Here is a 15,197-nt window from a genome sequence, read left to right as displayed (position 1 = left end):
CATGGCGTTCAGCGCGGACGAGCTCCGGGTGCTCCGACGCGCTCTCGCCAACGCCCTCCACCCCACGCCCCTGCCGGAAGAAGACGTCCAGGACTGCCTGCGACTCGCGGGCGCGGTGGACGAGGCGGTGAGCGAGGCGGGACGGTTGCGCGCCTTCCTCCTCGCCGATCTCGCCCGCTACCGCGAAGCCCTCCCCGGCTCGCTCAGCGGTTATCTGGAGCTCCTCCAGGACGCCCTCGCGGCCGGCTACGACCCACGCCCCGACGACCTCGCGGCCCTGCGTGCCCTGCGCGCCGGACCGGTCGCCGCGGCGCTCCTGGAGCGCTGCCAGGTGCTTGCGGAGCGCTCCGTGCGGGCGCGGCTCGCCGGGCGCGCGGCAGCGGTCACGGCCCCCGCGCCGCGCCGTCGCCTGCTGGCGCTGCCCGGCGGACTGGCGGCGGCGAAGGAGCCGGAACGGCCGCCCGTCCCGCCCCGTCCCAAGCAGCCGGGCGCCCCGGGGGAGCGGCCCATGCCGAAGCCCTCCGAGGTCTTCCCGCCGCGCCGCCGCCCCGCGCCCGCGCCCCCGCCGGAGGAGCGCGCCGTCTCCTGACGGACGCGCGCCGCGCCGGGGGGTGCCCGGGAGTGGCCGTAATGCCGGGCTCGCTACTCTGGTCGCCATGGAATACTTCTCCGCGCTCCTGCCTCCCGTGGTGATGGCCGTCTTCTTCATCGGTCTCGTCGTGACGATCATCAAGAGCCAGGGCGGTCCGAACAAGGCCAAGGAGGACGCCGCCGTGGACGCGGCGCTCGCCCGGGCCGAATCGGTGCAGCAGGCCCCGCGGGCCGAGGGCGTCTGACTCGTACCTGACATAAAGGGCGCACGGCTCCTCGGAGCCGTGCGCCCTTTTGTCGTTCCGGAATTACCCCATTACGGACATCTAGCACTAAGGTGGCGCTGTGCCTCGCCAAATGGGAGAGCTGGAAGACGCCGTGATGACGCGGGTCTGGCAATGGAACCGCCCGGTCACCGTGCGGGAAGTTCTCGAAGACCTGCAACAGGAACGTTCCATCGCCTACACGACCGTGATGACGGTAATGGACAATCTCCATCAGAAGGGCTGGGTGCGCCGGGAAGTCGACGGCCGGGCATATCGATATACGGCCGTCTCCACCCGCGCCGCATACTCGGCCGCACTGATGAACGAAGCCTGGTCCCACAGCGACAACCCCGCGGCGGCGCTGGTCGCGTTCTTCGGGATGATGTCGCCGGAGCAGCGGGAAGCGCTCGGGGACGCCATGCGCGTCGTCGCGCCCACGCAGCCCGAGTCGCCCGCGAGCCCGCCCGAGGACGGTGGGGCGGCCGATGGAGCGCCGCCGCAGAGCGGGCGATAGCGTCGGGGGATGTCCTCTGAGCAACCGCGAACCGAGTACGGGAACGAGACGCGAACCGGAGCCCGTACCCGGCCGGAAACAGGATCCGCGACAGAAGTTCATACCGACCCGTCGGTAAATAGGCCGGCCATCACCGTCCGCCGCGCCAGGACAAGTGATGTGGCGTCGGTCCGCGCACTCCTCGACGGCTACGTCACCGAAGGCATCCTGCTCGACAAAGCGACGGTGACGCTTTACGAGGACATCCAGGAGTTCTGGGTCGCCGAACGCGACGAGGACGCCCGCGTCATCGGCTGCGGCGCACTCCACGTGATGTGGGAAGACCTCGCGGAAGTCCGTACTCTCGCCGTCGACCACGGCATCAAGGGCTCCGGGGTGGGACACCAGGTTCTGGGCAAGCTGCTGCAGACCGCGCGCTGGCTCGGTGTCCGCCGGGTTTTCTGCCTCACCTTCGAAGTCGAGTTCTTCGCGAAGCACGGCTTCACGGAGATCGGAGAGACGCCGGTCGACGGAGATGTCTACAGCGAGCTGCTTCGTTCCTATGACGAGGGTGTCGCGGAGTTCCTGGGTCTCGAACGAGTGAAGCCGAACACCTTGGGCAACAGCCGGATGCTTCTGCACCTGTGACCGGCGGAAGTCGACGGAGCCCTATGTCCGAATCGCGCATGTTTCCCGCGTTCTCGCGCTCCTGAACCTCTCCCAGGGGTTTGTGTTTTCCGGGGAAAAGCGGTTTCCTTTCCGCGTACTGCATTTTCGATGAAAGGAAATCCGGTGGCGCAGAAGGTTCAGGTCCTTCTTGTTGATGACCTCGACGGTGTCGAGGCGGACGAGACCGTGACGTTCGCTCTGGATGGCAAGACCTACGAGATCGACCTCACCACGACCAACGCGGACAAGCTCCGTGGTCTTCTCGAGCCGTACACCAAGAGTGGCCGTCGCACCGGCGGCCGCGCGGCGACCGGCCGTGGCAAGGGCCGTGCGGTCACGGGCGGCAACAAGGACACCGCCGAGATCCGTAAGTGGGCCCGCGAGAACGGACACAACGTGAATGACCGCGGCCGTGTCCCGGCCGAGATCCGCGAGGCTTACGAGAAGGCCAACGGCTGACCTGTCGGCCGATGGGCCCGCAGGTTCGTCCGGGCGTGCGTGAGTCTGGCCCGGTGGCACTCGGTCGCCGCCGCGTCCACGAGTCGTACGAGATCGGGAGCATCCCCACCCCTGCTCCCGAAGCCGCCCAGGGCCGGGAGCGCCGCCTCCGTCCCCTGGCCGGACCCGGGTGGCCGCAGCCAGACCGCGGCCCCCGGTGAGCCCGCCGACGCCACCCCGGGTGGCGCCGGGGCGATCATGTGCCCGCCCGGACCGGCAGCGGTCAGGTCGAGGGCGATGCCGCCCCATTCCAGCCAGTCGAGCAGCCCCGGCAGCTCTTCGGCGCCGCCCGCGGCGACCAGCAGCGACATCCGCTGCCCCGCCACCGCCACAGGGCCCGTGCGCCCCACCCGGCTCAGTGCCGCGTGACCTGCCGCGGCCGGCAGTTCCAGGACGTCGAAGCGCAGCCCCGTCAGAAGCCGCAGCGGCGAGGTGCCCGTCGTGGCCCAGCCGAGCTCCTGGGCGTACCACCGGGCCCAGCCCTCGGACTCGGTCGACGAGCGGGGCGGCGGGACGAGGGAGGCCATGTCCGATGAACTGCCGAACCCACCCCGAAGTTACGCGCAGTTCATGATCGACTGCTCTGCGTGATCATGGCGGGGGCGTGCGGGAGCGTCCGGCAGCACGAAGTTGTTCGCCCGTAGCGGAGGAAACGGGGGTGCGCCGCATGGACTGTCGGTGAGTGCGGGTAAGACATCCCTAGTGGGAAGGGGCGACACGCGGGCAAAAGCGTCTCACGTTCGCCATCGGCGTACTGGCGAAAGGGCTATCTGCCTGGCCTGCGGGAACATCGTCTCGCACCATCGGGTTGGAGCAGTTGTCGGCGTTCGGGGCAGGAGATCCCCCCGGGAAGCAGGCCGGGTGTCGGCAGTTGAAATGAGCGGTCCCCGCTTGCGGGACTAAGCTGCGGAAGGACAGGGAGGGGACCGACCCCTTACTGCCTGACCGCTCTGAGGAGCGATTAACGATGTTCGAGAGGTTCACCGACCGCGCGCGGCGGGTTGTCGTCCTGGCTCAGGAAGAAGCCCGGATGCTCAACCACAACTACATCGGCACCGAGCACATCCTCCTGGGCCTGATCCACGAGGGTGAGGGTGTCGCCGCTAAGGCCCTGGAGAGCCTCGGGATTTCGCTCGAGGCGGTCCGCCAGCAGGTGGAGGAGATCATCGGCCAGGGCCAGCAGGCCCCGTCCGGCCACATCCCCTTCACGCCCCGGGCCAAGAAGGTCCTGGAGCTGTCGCTCCGCGAGGCCCTTCAGCTCGGCCACAACTACATCGGCACGGAGCACATCCTGCTCGGCCTGATCCGCGAGGGCGAGGGCGTCGCCGCCCAGGTCCTCGTGAAGCTGGGCGCCGACCTGAACCGGGTGCGGCAGCAGGTCATCCAGCTGCTCTCCGGGTACTCGGGAGGCAAGGAGGCGGCCACCGCCGGCGGCCCCGCGGAGGGCACGCCCTCCACGTCCCTGGTGCTCGACCAGTTCGGCCGGAACCTCACCCAGGCCGCTCGTGAGTCCAAGCTCGACCCGGTCATCGGGCGCGAGAAGGAGATCGAGCGGGTCATGCAGGTGCTGTCCCGTCGTACGAAGAACAACCCGGTGCTCATCGGCGAGCCCGGCGTCGGCAAGACGGCGGTCGTCGAGGGCCTGGCCCAGGCCATCGTCAAGGGCGAGGTGCCCGAGACCCTCAAGGACAAGCACCTCTACACCCTCGACCTCGGCGCGCTGGTCGCCGGCTCGCGCTACCGCGGTGACTTCGAGGAGCGCCTGAAGAAGGTCCTCAAGGAGATCCGCACCCGCGGCGACATCATCCTGTTCATCGACGAGCTCCACACCCTGGTGGGTGCGGGTGCCGCCGAGGGCGCGATCGACGCCGCGAGCATCCTCAAGCCAATGCTGGCGCGAGGCGAGCTCCAGACCATCGGCGCCACGACGCTCGACGAGTACCGCAAGCACCTGGAGAAGGACGCCGCGCTCGAGCGCCGCTTCCAGCCCATCCAGGTCGCGGAGCCGTCGCTGCCGCACACCATCGAGATCCTCAAGGGTCTGCGCGACCGTTACGAGGCCCATCACAGGGTCTCCATCACGGACGAGGCGCTGGTCCAGGCCGCCACCCTGGCCGACCGCTACATCTCGGACCGCTTCCTGCCGGACAAGGCGATCGACCTGATCGACGAGGCCGGTTCCCGGATGCGCATCCGCCGGATGACCGCGCCGCCGGACCTCCGCGAGTTCGACGAGAAGATCGCGGGCGTCCGCCGCGACAAGGAGTCGGCCATCGACTCCCAGGACTTCGAGAAGGCGGCTTCGCTCCGTGACAAGGAGAAGCAGCTGCTGGCGGCGAAGGCCAAGCGGGAGAAGGAGTGGAAGGCCGGCGACATGGACGTCGTGGCCGAGGTCGACGGCGAGCTCATCGCCGAGGTCCTCGCCACCGCGACCGGTATCCCGGTGTTCAAGCTGACCGAGGAGGAGTCCTCGCGTCTGCTGCGCATGGAGGACGAGCTCCACAAGCGCGTCATCGGCCAGAAGGACGCCATCAAGGCCCTCTCGCAGGCGATCCGCCGTACGCGGGCCGGCCTGAAGGACCCGAAGCGTCCCGGTGGTTCGTTCATCTTCGCCGGCCCGTCCGGTGTCGGTAAGACGGAGCTGTCCAAGACGCTCGCCGAATTCCTCTTCGGCGACGAGGACGCGCTGATCTCCCTCGACATGTCGGAGTTCAGCGAGAAGCACACGGTTTCCCGCCTCTTCGGCTCGCCCCCCGGTTACGTGGGCTACGAAGAGGGCGGCCAGCTCACCGAGAAGGTGCGCCGCAAGCCGTTCTCCGTCGTCCTCTTCGACGAGGTCGAGAAGGCCCACCCCGATATCTTCAATTCCCTGCTCCAGATTCTGGAGGACGGTCGCCTGACCGACTCCCAGGGCCGGGTCGTGGACTTCAAGAACACGGTCATCATCATGACGACCAACCTCGGGACGCGGGACATCTCGAAGGGCTTCAACCTGGGCTTCGCCGCCCAGGGCGACGTGAAGACGAACTACGAGCGGATGAAGGTCAAGGTCAACGAAGAGCTCAAGCAGCACTTCCGGCCCGAGTTCCTCAACCGTGTCGACGACACGGTCGTCTTCCACCAGCTCACCGAGGAAGACATCATCCAGATCGTCGACCTGATGGTCGCCAAGGTGGATGAGCGTCTCAAGGACCGCGACATGGGTATCGAGCTCAGCTCGGAAGCCAAGTCGCTCCTGGCGAAGAAGGGTTACGACCCCGTGATGGGCGCCCGGCCGCTGCGCCGGACGATCCAGCGCGAGATCGAGGACATCCTGTCCGAGAAGATCCTCTTCGGCGAGCTGCGCCCCGGCCACATCGTGGTCGTGGACACCGAGGGCGAGGGTGACGAGAAGAAGTTCTCCTTCCGCGGCGAGGAGAAGTCGGCACTGCCCGACGTCCCGCCGATCGAGCAGGCGGCAGGTGGCGCCGGCCCGAATCTGACGAAGGAAGCGTGACGGCGCCCAGCGCCTGAGCGTCGAAGGGGCTGCCCCGGACCGGTTTTCGGTCCGGGGCAGCCCCTTTTTCCGACCGGTCCCCGGAGTCCGGGTGCAGCTCTTTCCCGACGGATCCCGGGCCCCGCGTACGAGGCGGGACGAGTACCTTCCGGGCCATGCGCTCCGGGCTCGTACGCACACTTTTCGCGCGGGCGCCGATGCCGATGAGGCTCTCCTCGCGTGCGGAACCTCCCTCCGTTCAGCGCGAAGCCCGTCGGGCGGGCGCGGATACGTGGGTCCGCCGTTCCGGGTTCATGTGGTGTTCCTCACAGCGAAAGTGCACACAGTGAAAGCAACTGCACCCTTTCGTCTTTTCTGTCTCCCCCTGTGCCCGTCTGCCGACCGGAACAGGTGAAGAAACTGTGGCGACCGACCGTCGTCCCGGCCATACGATCACTCCGAGTCGCGTCTGCGTGTCCCATTCCGCTGCGACCCCTTCATCTCTTTTTCCGGACCCCGAAGGGCTCTTGTGAAGATTCGCCGGATTCTCGCCACAGCCGTCGCCACCGCGGTGACCACCCCCGTGCTCCTGCTGTCCGTCACCCCCGCGTTCGCCGACGGCAAGCCGGCGGCACAGACGCAGGAGAAGCCGTCCATCGCGGAGCTCGAGAAGGCCGCCGCCGCGGCCAAGGCGGTGTACGACAGCGCCGTGGAGGCCGAGGACGCCGCTGAGGCGGCTCTGGAGGCACTCTCCTCCGACTCCGCCCCGCTCGTCGTGGCGGTCAACGCGGCCAAGGCCGCTGCGGTCACCGCCGACGCCGAGAAGGGGACCGCAGACCAGGCGCTCGTTGCCGCGAAGGCGGCGCTGGCCGATCTCCCGGCCGACGCCACCGAGGAGGAGAGGGCTGCCAAGGCGGCAGCCGTCACCGAGGCCGAGACCGCCGCCTCCGCAGCCGCCGTGGCCAAGGAGGACGCCGACGCCAAGGTCCTGGAGGCCCAGGACACGCTCGACGACGCGCGGGTGGCCGCGGCCCGGGCGATCGGCCAGGCGCAGGAGGCCACCAAGGAGGCACTGGCCCAGAAGGAAGCCGCCGACGAGGCGCTGGCCAAGGCGATCGAGGAGGGCGAGGGCGACGAGGAGTGCGTTCCCGAGGCCAAGCTCAAGACGGTCGTCACGGGTCTGCCGTCCACGGTCGTCGCCGGCACGAAGGTCGACTTCCGTCTCCGGGTGACCAACGGGACCACCAGGACGATGGACGAGGTGTACCCGTTCGCCTACGTCCACGCGACCGACAAGAGCGGCGTCAAGGACCTCGGCGACCTGGTGCACCTGCAGTGGTCGCCCGGCTCCTCCGGCTCGTGGAAGAACGTCGACAACGAGCACTACATGGACGCCATCAGCCCGCTGAAGGCCGGTGCCCACGAGGACATCAAGATGCGCCTCGCCGTGGACGCCAAGGCCCCCGCGGGCAACGGCGTCACCTTCGTCGCCGGTGACTACTGGAACGACAACGGCACGTGCGGTGGCAGTCCGGACCTCGAGGGCTACGAGTTCCTCATCGCCGCCAAGGGCAGCACGCCGGCCACCGGTGACGCCACGCCCACCACCAAGCCGGCCGACTCGGGCGTCAAGCCCCAGAGCGGCGGGTCGGCCACTCCCGTGGGCGGCAGCCTCGCCGCCACGGGCTCGTCCTCGGCGACGTCGCAGCTCGCCCTCGCGAGCGGCGCCGCCCTGGCCATCGGCGCGGGCGCGGTGTACGTCGCGCGCCGCCGCAAGGCCGGTGCGCACGCCTGACGCCTGAGGCCGGACGCCCGCCGGGCGCCAGGCATCGCGCGATGAACGCCCAGGACGGGCCCGGCACCACGGTGCCGGGCCCGTCCTGCTGATCAGCCGACCGCCGCCCAGCATGTCCGCCGAGCAGTCGCCATCGGGCGGACGGAGGCTGCCGCCGCGACGCACGCGACGCACGAGTCGCCTTGCGGAGTCACTCCGCGGCCCGGCTCCCGGCCTCTGCCCTGGCTCTGCGTTTTGGTCCCGGGGTCTTGTGGGCCGCCGTCCCCTGGCCCCGCGCCTTGGTCCCGGCGTTTTGCGGGCCCGCGTCCCCTGGCCCCGCGCCTTGGACCCGCCTCCCCGGCTGCCCGGGTCTCCCCGCGCCTCCGCCCGCTCGGCACCGGCCGGAGTGCGAACGAGGCCGTGCGTCCGTCGGCGTAAGAGGTGAGGAGCCGAAGGTCCCGAAACGGACAGGCTTCGGGCCCACCGGCGGTGACAAGGCGCACAGCCGTTTTGGGCCTACTACCGCCGATAGGAGAGTCCCCGGGAGGCGGCGCAGGGACCTTCGGCCCGCACCCGCCGAGTCTTTCGGCGTATGTGTTGATTTGCCCTGTTTGTAAGCGCATGTCCAGGAAGGATGGCTTTCGAACTGGGGTTAAACCCGATCCGGACACTTCGCCCGAAAGGGCGCCCGCGGTGGCCCGGGTCGGCAACCGCGGTTAATTCCCCGCCCTTCAACTACGGCTTTTGATCGTAGATGGGGGGTTTGAGTGTTCCTGGGGGTGCGGGTTACCAAGGTGGAGCAAGCCCGGTCGAGCACCGGGTCCAGTCACCCCGGAGGTACTCACCGCATGTCGAAGCGCGTAACGTTCCAGCACTCCCGCCGCCCGTCCATGCCCCGCGTCAGTGGCGCCGTCGTGGCCGTCGGCCTGGGTGCGTCGATGGTGTTCGGTGCGGGCGCGGCGTTCGCGTCCGGCACGACGGGCACCGCGGACACCGCGGCCCTCGCCGGCGCGGCCACCGCCGGCTCGATCGCCCAGCAGGCGACCGCTCAGACCAAGGCCGCGGACAAGGCGAAGGCCGACAAGGCCGAGAAGGCCGCCGCCAAGAAGAAGGCGGCTGCCAAGAAGAAGGCCGCCGCGAAGAAGAAGGCCACGTCGTGGGAGGTCCCGGTCCGCCACTACGAGCTGAGCGCCACCTTCGGCGTCGGCGGCGACCGCTGGGCCCACAAGCACTCCGGCCAGGACTTCGCGGTGCCGATCGGCACCAAGGTCGAGGCCGCGCACACCGGCCGGGTCGTCAAGGCCGGCCCGAACGGTGCCGGTGACGGTCCCGCCTACGGCAACGCCATCGTCATCAAGCACGCCAACGGCAAGTACTCGCAGTACGCGCACCTCTCGAAGATCGAGGTCAAGGTCGGCGAGCGCGTCAAGACGGGTGAGGAGATAGCCAAGTCCGGCAACACCGGCAACTCCAGCGGTCCTCACCTGCACTTCGAGATCCGCAACACCCCGAACTACGGTTCCGCGATCAACCCGGTCAACTACCTGCACGCCGAGCACGTCCACGTGTGAGACGTCTGACGCGTGGGTCCGCCCCTAGGCGGCGGACCCCGGGTCGTGGGCCCTGGTCACCAGTTCGATGGCGACCTCGAGAGAAGCTTCGCGCTTCTCCTCGGGGTCGCCTTCGGCGTCTCTGAGGGCGAAGATCCCCGCGTGCATGGCCATCAGTGCGGTGAAGCAGCGGACCTGGTCGGTGAGAGAGGCGTCCGGTTCCTTGATCAGGTCGACCAGCGCGATGACACGATGCTTGATCGTGTGCCCGATGCTGAGGTCCCGTACCGTCGCCTGGTTCTCCTGCATGAAGACGAACAGCGGCGCGGCGGCCTTGAGCGCCTCGCTGTAGCGGACCAGGATCTCCCGCTTCGTCTCCAGCGTGCGGGGCTGCTTCTGGCCCCACTCCAGCAGTTCCTCGACCGGCCGGTTCAGGTCCTCGAAGATGCTGTTGAGGATGTCTTCCTTGGTCTTGAAGTGGTAGTAGAGCGCCGCCTTCGTGACCTGCAGGTGCTCGGCGATCTCGCGGAGCGACGTCTTCTCGTAGCCCTGTTCGGCGAAGAGCTCCAGGGCGACGTCCTGAATGCGCTGGCGGGTGTTGCCCCGGCGCGGCTGCGGCGTGCTGCCCATGCGACTCTCCCAAGAACTTACTTGACGCCCGGCTAGTTACGGGTCTACCTTCCTCAGTGTAGCCAACTAGCCGGGCGACAAGTAAGTGGTCGAGTCCACGGACCGGGCACCAGGGGATCAGGGGAAGACGACATGGCGGAACCGAAGAAGGCGGCGGCCGGCCCGGCCGAACCGCAGGCGCGCAGCGTCAGGGTGGTGGTACTGGCCTTGATGATCACGATGCTGCTGGCCATGCTCGACAACCTGATCGTCGGCACCGCGATGCCGACCATCGTCGGTGACCTGGGCGGACTGGAACACCTGTCCTGGGTGGTGACGGCCTACACCCTGGCCACCGCTGCCTCCACCCCCATCTGGGGCAAGCTCGGCGACATGTACGGGCGCAAGGGCATCTTCCTGACGTCCATCGTGATCTTCCTGATCGGCTCGGTGCTGAGCGGCATGGCCCAGGACATGGGGCAGCTGATCGGGTTCCGTGCGGTCCAGGGCCTCGGCGCGGGCGGTCTGATGGTCGGCGTCATGGCGATCCTCGGTGACCTGGTGCCCCCGCGTGAGCGGGGCAAGTACCAGGGCATGATGGCCGGCGTCATGGCGATCGCCATGATCGGCGGGCCGCTGGTCGGCGGCACCATCACGGACCACCTGGGCTGGCGCTGGAGCTTCTACATCAACATCCCGCTCGGCGCGCTCGCCCTCGCCATGGTCACCGTCGTGCTGCACCTGCCCCGCAAGGAGCGGGCGAAGAGCAAGGTCGACTACCTCGGCGCGGCCCTCCTCACCGTGGGCATCACCGCGATCGTGCTGGTCACCACCTGGGGCGGTACGGAGTACGCCTGGGGATCGTCCGTGATCATGGAGCTCGTCGCGCTCGGCGTGGCCTCCCTGGTCGGGTTCGTCTTCGTCGAGACGAAGGCCGCCGAGCCGGTGATCCCGCTCCACATCTTCCGCAGCCTCAACTTCACCCTCATGTCGGTCGTCGGGTTCATGGCCGGCTTCGTGATGTTCGGAGCGGTCCTCTTCCTGCCGCTGTTCCAGCAGTCGGTGCAGGGCGCCTCCGCGACCAACTCCGGGCTCCTGCTCCTGCCGATGCTGCTCTCGATGATGGTCGTCTCGCTGATCGCGGGACGGGTCACCACCGGCACCGGGAAGTACAAGATCTTCCCGATCATCGGCAGCAGCCTGATGGTCGTCGGCCTGTTCCTGCTGGCCTCCATGGACACCGGCACCACGCGTCTCACCTCCGGCGTCTACATGGCGGTGCTCGGCGCGGGCATGGGCTTCCTGATGCAGATCACGATGCTCGTCGCGCAGAACAGCGTCGAGCTCAAGGACATGGGCGTCGCCTCGTCCGCCACGACCCTCTTCCGTACGCTCGGCAGCTCCTTCGGAGTGGCGATCATGGGCGCCCTGTTCACCGGGCGCGTCCAGGACGAGATGGCGGAGCGCGGCGGAGCGGCGGCGACCGGGATGTCGGCGCAGCTGGACGCGGCGAGCCTCGCGAAGCTCCCGGACCCCATCCGTGAGGCGTACGAGTTCGCCGTGGCCTCGGGGACGCACATCGCCTTCCTCGTGGGCGGCTCGGTCGCGGTGATCGCCCTGGTGGCGTCGCTCTTCGTCAAGGAGGTCCCGCTGCGGGGCACCGCCAAGCCGCAGGGACCGGAGGCCGAGGGCACTGTGCCGCCCGTGGCGGCCACCGCGCCGCAGGCCGTCTGAGCTGCCGCATACGACGGGCCCCGGAGGTGTCACGCCTCCGGGGCCCTTCGCGTCCGTCCGGCCCTGCACGAGGACGCGGAGGCGCCCCTGCCTCAGTCCGTGCCGTCCTGACGCAGCATGGGGAAGCTCCCGGTGTTCGTCGGAGCGTGCTCCGGCAGCCACAGCACCGCGACCGCCCCGCCCCCGGCACTCCCGGCGGGCCCCGCGTTGCGGAAGGTCAGCCGGGCGCCGAGGACCCGTGCCTGTCCGGCCGCGATGGTCAGGCCGAGCCCGTGGCCCCGCCCCGCCCGGTCGGCGCTCCCCGTACGGAACCTGCTCGGCCCTTCCCGCAGCAGCGCCTCGGGGAAGCCGGGTCCGTGGTCGCGGACCCGTACCACCCGGCCCTCGACCGTGACCTCGACCGGGCCCGCGCCGTGCTTGGCCGCGTTGCCCAGCAGATTGCCCAGGATGCGCTCCAGCCGCCGCGGGTCCGTGGAGACCTGGGACTCGTGCAGCACGCGCACCGTGATCTCCGGATCCAGCAGCCCGATCCGGCGCCCCACGAACTCGCCCAGCCGCAGTTCCTGCAGTTCGGCGCGTTCCGAGGCGCTGTCGAGCCTCGCCACCTCCAGGACGTCCTCGACCAGTGTCCGCATCGCCTGGGCCCGGTCCCTTACGAGCTCCGTGGGGCGGCCCGGGGGCAGCAGCTCGGCGGCCGTCAGGAGCCCCGTCACCGGGGTGCGCAGTTCGTGGGCGATGTCGGCGGTGACCCGGCGCTCGGCCTCGATCCGCTCGTTCAGCGCGTCGGTGAGCGCGTCCACGGCCCGGGCCAGCTCGTCCGTCTCGTCCCGTACGACACCGCCGACGGCCTCCCGGACGCGTACCTCCGTGTTGCCCTGGGCGACCTTGCCGGCCGCCGCGGCCGCCTTGCGCAGCCGCCGTGAGAGCTGGCCGCCGATGAGCACCCCCAGGGCGCAGCCGCCGAAGACGACCGAGACCGAGCCGATGACCAGCGCCCGGTCGAGGTCGCCCATCACGGTGGCGTTGCGGTCGGCGAAGCGGGTGTGCAGGGACAGCACGTCGCCGTTGGCCAGCGGCACGGCCGCCCAGACGTCGGGCACCCCGTCCGCGTACTCGTCGACGTGGGTGGCGCGCCGGTTCTCCCGGGTCCTCTCCCGCAGGCTCTTCGGCAGCGCCGGGTCGTTGATCTTGGCGCCGAACTTCGGTGACGGCTTCTGGGTGTTCGTCGCCTCGTAGAGCCGCTGGGCGAACAGCAGCCGCTCCAGCTGCACCTCACGGGCGTTCTCCAGCATCGACGCACGGGCGGCGTTGTGGACGACGAGGCTCAGGGCCAGCGCGATGAGCGCGCCCACGGCCGCGATCGCGATGCTGATCTTCCAGCGGACACCGGTCCGCAGCGCCAGTCGCCTCATGCGCGGAGTTTGTAGCCGAAGCCGCGGACGGTCTCGATCCGGTCCTGCCCGATCTTGGTCCTGAGCCGCTGGACGTGGACGTCGACGACGCGGGTGTCCCCGCCCCAGCCGTAGTCCCACACCCGCTCCAGGAGCCTGTCCCGGGACAGGACCGTGCCCGGCGCCGAGGAGAACTCCAGCAGTAGCCGCATCTCGGTCGGGGTCAGGCCCACCTGGTCGCCTCCACGGCGTACCTCCATGCCCTCGGTGTCGATCTCCACGTCGCCGAAGACCAGCACACCGTCCGCCCCGTCCGCGGGCCCGTCGCCGGGCGCGGCCCCGTGGGGACCCGCCGCGTGGCCGAATCGCCGCAGCACCGCGCGGATGCGCGCGACGAGCACCGCCCCGTCGAACGGCTTCGTGACGTAGTCGTCGGCCCCGGCCTCCAGGCCCAGCACCACGTCGATCGCGTCGGCCCGCGCCGACAGCATGATCACCGGCACGGTCGACTCGTCGCGGATGCGGCGGCACAGGCTGACGCCGTCCAGCCCCGGCACCATCACGTCCAGCAGCGCGATGTCCGGACGGTCCGCCCGGAAGGCCTCCAGGCCCAGCAGGCCGTCGGGCACAGCGGTGACCGCGAAGCCGACCCGCTCCAGGGCGAGCTGGGTGGCTTCACGGATGACGTCGTCGTCCTCGACGAAGAGGACGTGGGTCTCGGCCATACGGGCGGCTCTCAGTTCTTCGCCGTCGGCGGTTCGGGGAGGGTGCCCTCCCCGCTGCCGACGGCCCGGTTGAAGTCGTTGTGCACCCGGTCGGTCTCGGCGAACCGGCCGGACGTCCAGCGATAGGTGACGATGTCCTCCCCGGAGGGGTACGCGACCGCGTCCTTGGACCCGTACACCTGCGTCGTCACCACCAGGTCCCCCCGGTCGATGGTGCCGTAGACCGCGGGCGTCTCGGCGGCGAAGACGTTGCCGTAGGAGCCGTCGGCGCGCTGCCGGTAGACGTAGGTGCCCACGCCCACCGAGTCGCCGCAGGTCATCACGTTGACCACGACGTCGGCCGCCGGACCGTCGGTGAGCGTGCCGTAGGAGGTGTCGATCGGGTACTCGTCGCCGGTGCAGGGCTTGAGGTCGTCCTTGAACCGGGCGCTGACCTTCGGATCCGCCCGCACCAGCCGCACGGCGTCGATACGCGGGGCGGGCTTCGCCGTCCCCGCGGGGACGGCGTCCGGCGCCGAGGCCCGGGTGACCGGCCGGGTACCCGCGGGGCCCTCGTCACGGGTACCGGTGCCCCCGGAGGCGCAGCCGGAGCACAACAGCGCGAAGGCGGCGAGCCCGGCGACCGCCGTGCTCCCCGCCGCGAGACCCGCACCGAGTCCGGCCCCCCGGCCCGCCGTCCCGTCGCCGCCCGTGCTTCTGCCGTTCAGGCCGCGCACCGCTCCCGCTCCCGCTCGTCGTGACGCCTGTCCCGCTGGGCGGGTATCCGCGCGAGGACGCCTTCGGCCTCACGGCTGCGCGCCGCGCGGTCCTCCAGCTCCTGACGCAGGCGCGCCAGGGCGCGGTGCAGCGTGCTCTTCACCGTGCCGGCCGACATGCCGAGGGCCGCGGCCGTTTCTTCCGTGCTCATCTGCTCCCAGTGTCGCAGCACGACGACGCTGCGCTGCTTCGGAGCCAGCACACCGAGGACGTCCATGAGGAGGGCACGGTCGGCGCGCTGCTCGGCACCGTCGTCGATGCTCGCCTCGGGGAGCTGCTCGGTGGGGACCTCGTCGAGCTTGCGGGCCCGCCACCACTCCGTGCGCGTGTTGATCATGACGCGGCGCAGGTAGGCGTCGGCGAGGGACTTGTCGGCGATGCCGTCCCAGCGGCGGTAGGTGCGGGCCAGGGCGGTCTGCAGCAGGTCCTGCGCGTCGACGGGATCGGGTACGAGCCGGCGGGCACTGCGCAGCAGCGCGTCCTGCCTGGTCCGTACGTACTCCTCGAATCCGAGCACCTCACCCTGCGTCATGACAACCGCCTCCGTCCCCGTGGAACCCCGTGGTACCGCCGCCGGCCAGGTGTTCCGCCGACGTCCGGTGACGTTACGGAGGCGTTGTCACGAGGTTGTGCGGGGCAGCCGTACGCCGACGCACGGCTGCCCAT

Annotated in this window: 15 protein-coding genes; 9 read left to right on the top strand and 6 right to left on the bottom strand. The window is 69.9% G+C overall.

The window, feature by feature from the left end; all coding sequences use genetic code 11:
* Window position 1 precedes the first annotated feature (1 nt).
* From OHT61_RS14440 to OHT61_RS14420, 5 genes are all read left to right on the top strand, one after another.
* Complete coding sequence (locus OHT61_RS14440) at window positions 2-589, top strand: hypothetical protein (RefSeq protein WP_329043255.1); 588 nt, start codon at window positions 2-4, stop codon at window positions 587-589.
* A 67-nt stretch (window positions 590-656) separates the two neighbouring features.
* Complete coding sequence (locus OHT61_RS14435) at window positions 657-836, top strand: hypothetical protein (protein WP_329038509.1); 180 nt, start codon at window positions 657-659, stop codon at window positions 834-836.
* Between the two features lie 100 nt (window positions 837-936).
* Window positions 937-1,371 carry a BlaI/MecI/CopY family transcriptional regulator gene (locus tag OHT61_RS14430; RefSeq protein WP_329038507.1) on the top strand — a complete coding sequence of 145 codons (435 nt, stop codon included), beginning with the start codon at window positions 937-939 and terminating at the stop codon, window positions 1,369-1,371.
* Between the two features lie 9 nt (window positions 1,372-1,380).
* Window positions 1,381-1,998, top strand: coding sequence for an amino-acid N-acetyltransferase (locus tag OHT61_RS14425; protein WP_443049441.1), 618 nt, complete (start codon window positions 1,381-1,383; stop codon window positions 1,996-1,998).
* A gap of 144 nt (window positions 1,999-2,142) precedes the next feature.
* Window positions 2,143-2,478 carry a histone-like nucleoid-structuring protein Lsr2 gene (locus OHT61_RS14420; protein WP_329038505.1) on the top strand — a complete coding sequence of 112 codons (336 nt, stop codon included), beginning with the start codon at window positions 2,143-2,145 and terminating at the stop codon, window positions 2,476-2,478.
* On the opposite strand, the gene OHT61_RS14415 is transcribed toward OHT61_RS14420, so the two are convergent.
* Window positions 2,457-3,044, bottom strand: a complete 588-nt coding sequence (locus tag OHT61_RS14415) for an SCO3374 family protein (RefSeq protein ID WP_329038503.1) — start codon at window positions 3,042-3,044, stop codon at window positions 2,457-2,459. The genes OHT61_RS14420 and OHT61_RS14415 overlap by 22 nt on opposite strands.
* Window positions 3,045-3,484: 440 nt before the next feature.
* On the opposite strand from OHT61_RS14415, the gene OHT61_RS14410 reads away from it, so the two are divergent.
* From OHT61_RS14410 to OHT61_RS14400, 3 genes are all read left to right on the top strand, one after another.
* On the top strand, window positions 3,485-6,013 hold the full coding sequence (locus tag OHT61_RS14410) for an ATP-dependent Clp protease ATP-binding subunit (RefSeq protein WP_329038502.1): 2,529 nt from the start codon (window positions 3,485-3,487) through the stop codon (window positions 6,011-6,013).
* A gap of 508 nt (window positions 6,014-6,521) precedes the next feature.
* Window positions 6,522-7,787 carry an LAETG motif-containing sortase-dependent surface protein gene (locus tag OHT61_RS14405; RefSeq protein ID WP_329038499.1) on the top strand — a complete coding sequence of 422 codons (1,266 nt, stop codon included), beginning with the start codon at window positions 6,522-6,524 and terminating at the stop codon, window positions 7,785-7,787.
* A gap of 827 nt (window positions 7,788-8,614) precedes the next feature.
* Entirely contained in the window at window positions 8,615-9,337 is a 723-nt protein-coding gene (locus OHT61_RS14400) for a M23 family metallopeptidase (protein WP_329038496.1), read from the top strand.
* Window positions 9,338-9,361: 24 nt separating this feature from the next.
* Here OHT61_RS14400 and OHT61_RS14395 read toward each other — a convergent pair whose 3' ends face one another.
* Window positions 9,362-9,946 (bottom strand): TetR/AcrR family transcriptional regulator, encoded by a 585-nt coding sequence (locus OHT61_RS14395; RefSeq protein WP_329038494.1) that lies wholly within the window; start codon window positions 9,944-9,946, stop codon window positions 9,362-9,364.
* A 132-nt stretch (window positions 9,947-10,078) separates the two neighbouring features.
* Here OHT61_RS14395 and OHT61_RS14390 point away from each other — a divergent pair, with 132 nt between their 5' ends.
* On the top strand, window positions 10,079-11,659 hold the full coding sequence (locus tag OHT61_RS14390) for an MDR family MFS transporter (RefSeq protein ID WP_329038492.1): 1,581 nt from the start codon (window positions 10,079-10,081) through the stop codon (window positions 11,657-11,659).
* A 92-nt stretch (window positions 11,660-11,751) separates the two neighbouring features.
* Here OHT61_RS14390 and cseC read toward each other — a convergent pair whose 3' ends face one another.
* The 4 genes from cseC to OHT61_RS14370 are packed head-to-tail and all read right to left on the bottom strand — an operon-like array spanning window position 11,752 to window position 15,063.
* On the bottom strand, window positions 11,752-13,071 hold the full coding sequence (gene cseC, locus OHT61_RS14385; protein WP_329038489.1) for a two-component system sensor histidine kinase CseC: 1,320 nt from the start codon (window positions 13,069-13,071) through the stop codon (window positions 11,752-11,754).
* Complete coding sequence (gene cseB, locus OHT61_RS14380; protein ID WP_329038487.1) at window positions 13,068-13,775, bottom strand: two-component system response regulator CseB; 708 nt, start codon at window positions 13,773-13,775, stop codon at window positions 13,068-13,070. Before cseB ends, cseC begins: the two co-directional genes overlap by 4 nt.
* An 11-nt stretch (window positions 13,776-13,786) precedes the next feature.
* Window positions 13,787-14,491 (bottom strand): hypothetical protein, encoded by a 705-nt coding sequence (locus tag OHT61_RS14375; RefSeq protein ID WP_443049440.1) that lies wholly within the window; start codon window positions 14,489-14,491, stop codon window positions 13,787-13,789.
* The gene (locus OHT61_RS14370) at window positions 14,479-15,063 is read right to left on the bottom strand and encodes a SigE family RNA polymerase sigma factor (RefSeq protein WP_329038485.1); all 585 of its coding nucleotides are present in this window, start codon (window positions 15,061-15,063) and stop codon (window positions 14,479-14,481) included. The genes OHT61_RS14375 and OHT61_RS14370 overlap by 13 nt, the downstream gene beginning before the upstream one ends.
* Between the last annotated feature and the right edge of the window lie 134 nt (window positions 15,064-15,197).

It is taken from the genome of Streptomyces sp. NBC_00178 (assembly GCF_036206005.1).
Taxonomy (GTDB): Bacteria; Actinomycetota; Actinomycetes; order Streptomycetales; family Streptomycetaceae; genus Streptomyces.
Note: the sequence above shows the minus strand (reverse complement) of the source record. Positions and strands in the feature narration are given on the sequence as shown.

Coding starts and splice junctions, on each gene's coding strand:
- OHT61_RS14440 (WP_329043255.1), top strand. CDS start 2: ATGGCGTTCAGCGCGGACGAGCTCCGGGTGCTCCGACGCGCTCTCGCC.
- OHT61_RS14435 (WP_329038509.1), top strand. CDS start 657: ATGGAATACTTCTCCGCGCTCCTGCCTCCCGTGGTGATGGCCGTCTTC.
- OHT61_RS14425 (WP_443049441.1), top strand. CDS start 1,381: ATGTCCTCTGAGCAACCGCGAACCGAGTACGGGAACGAGACGCGAACC.
- OHT61_RS14415 (WP_329038503.1), bottom strand. CDS start 3,044: ATGGCCTCCCTCGTCCCGCCGCCCCGCTCGTCGACCGAGTCCGAGGGC.
- OHT61_RS14410 (WP_329038502.1), top strand. CDS start 3,485: ATGTTCGAGAGGTTCACCGACCGCGCGCGGCGGGTTGTCGTCCTGGCT.
- OHT61_RS14400 (WP_329038496.1), top strand. CDS start 8,615: ATGTCGAAGCGCGTAACGTTCCAGCACTCCCGCCGCCCGTCCATGCCC.
- OHT61_RS14395 (WP_329038494.1), bottom strand. CDS start 9,946: ATGGGCAGCACGCCGCAGCCGCGCCGGGGCAACACCCGCCAGCGCATT.
- OHT61_RS14390 (WP_329038492.1), top strand. CDS start 10,079: ATGGCGGAACCGAAGAAGGCGGCGGCCGGCCCGGCCGAACCGCAGGCG.
- cseC (WP_329038489.1), bottom strand. CDS start 13,071: ATGAGGCGACTGGCGCTGCGGACCGGTGTCCGCTGGAAGATCAGCATC.
- cseB (WP_329038487.1), bottom strand. CDS start 13,775: ATGGCCGAGACCCACGTCCTCTTCGTCGAGGACGACGACGTCATCCGT.
- OHT61_RS14370 (WP_329038485.1), bottom strand. CDS start 15,063: ATGACGCAGGGTGAGGTGCTCGGATTCGAGGAGTACGTACGGACCAGG.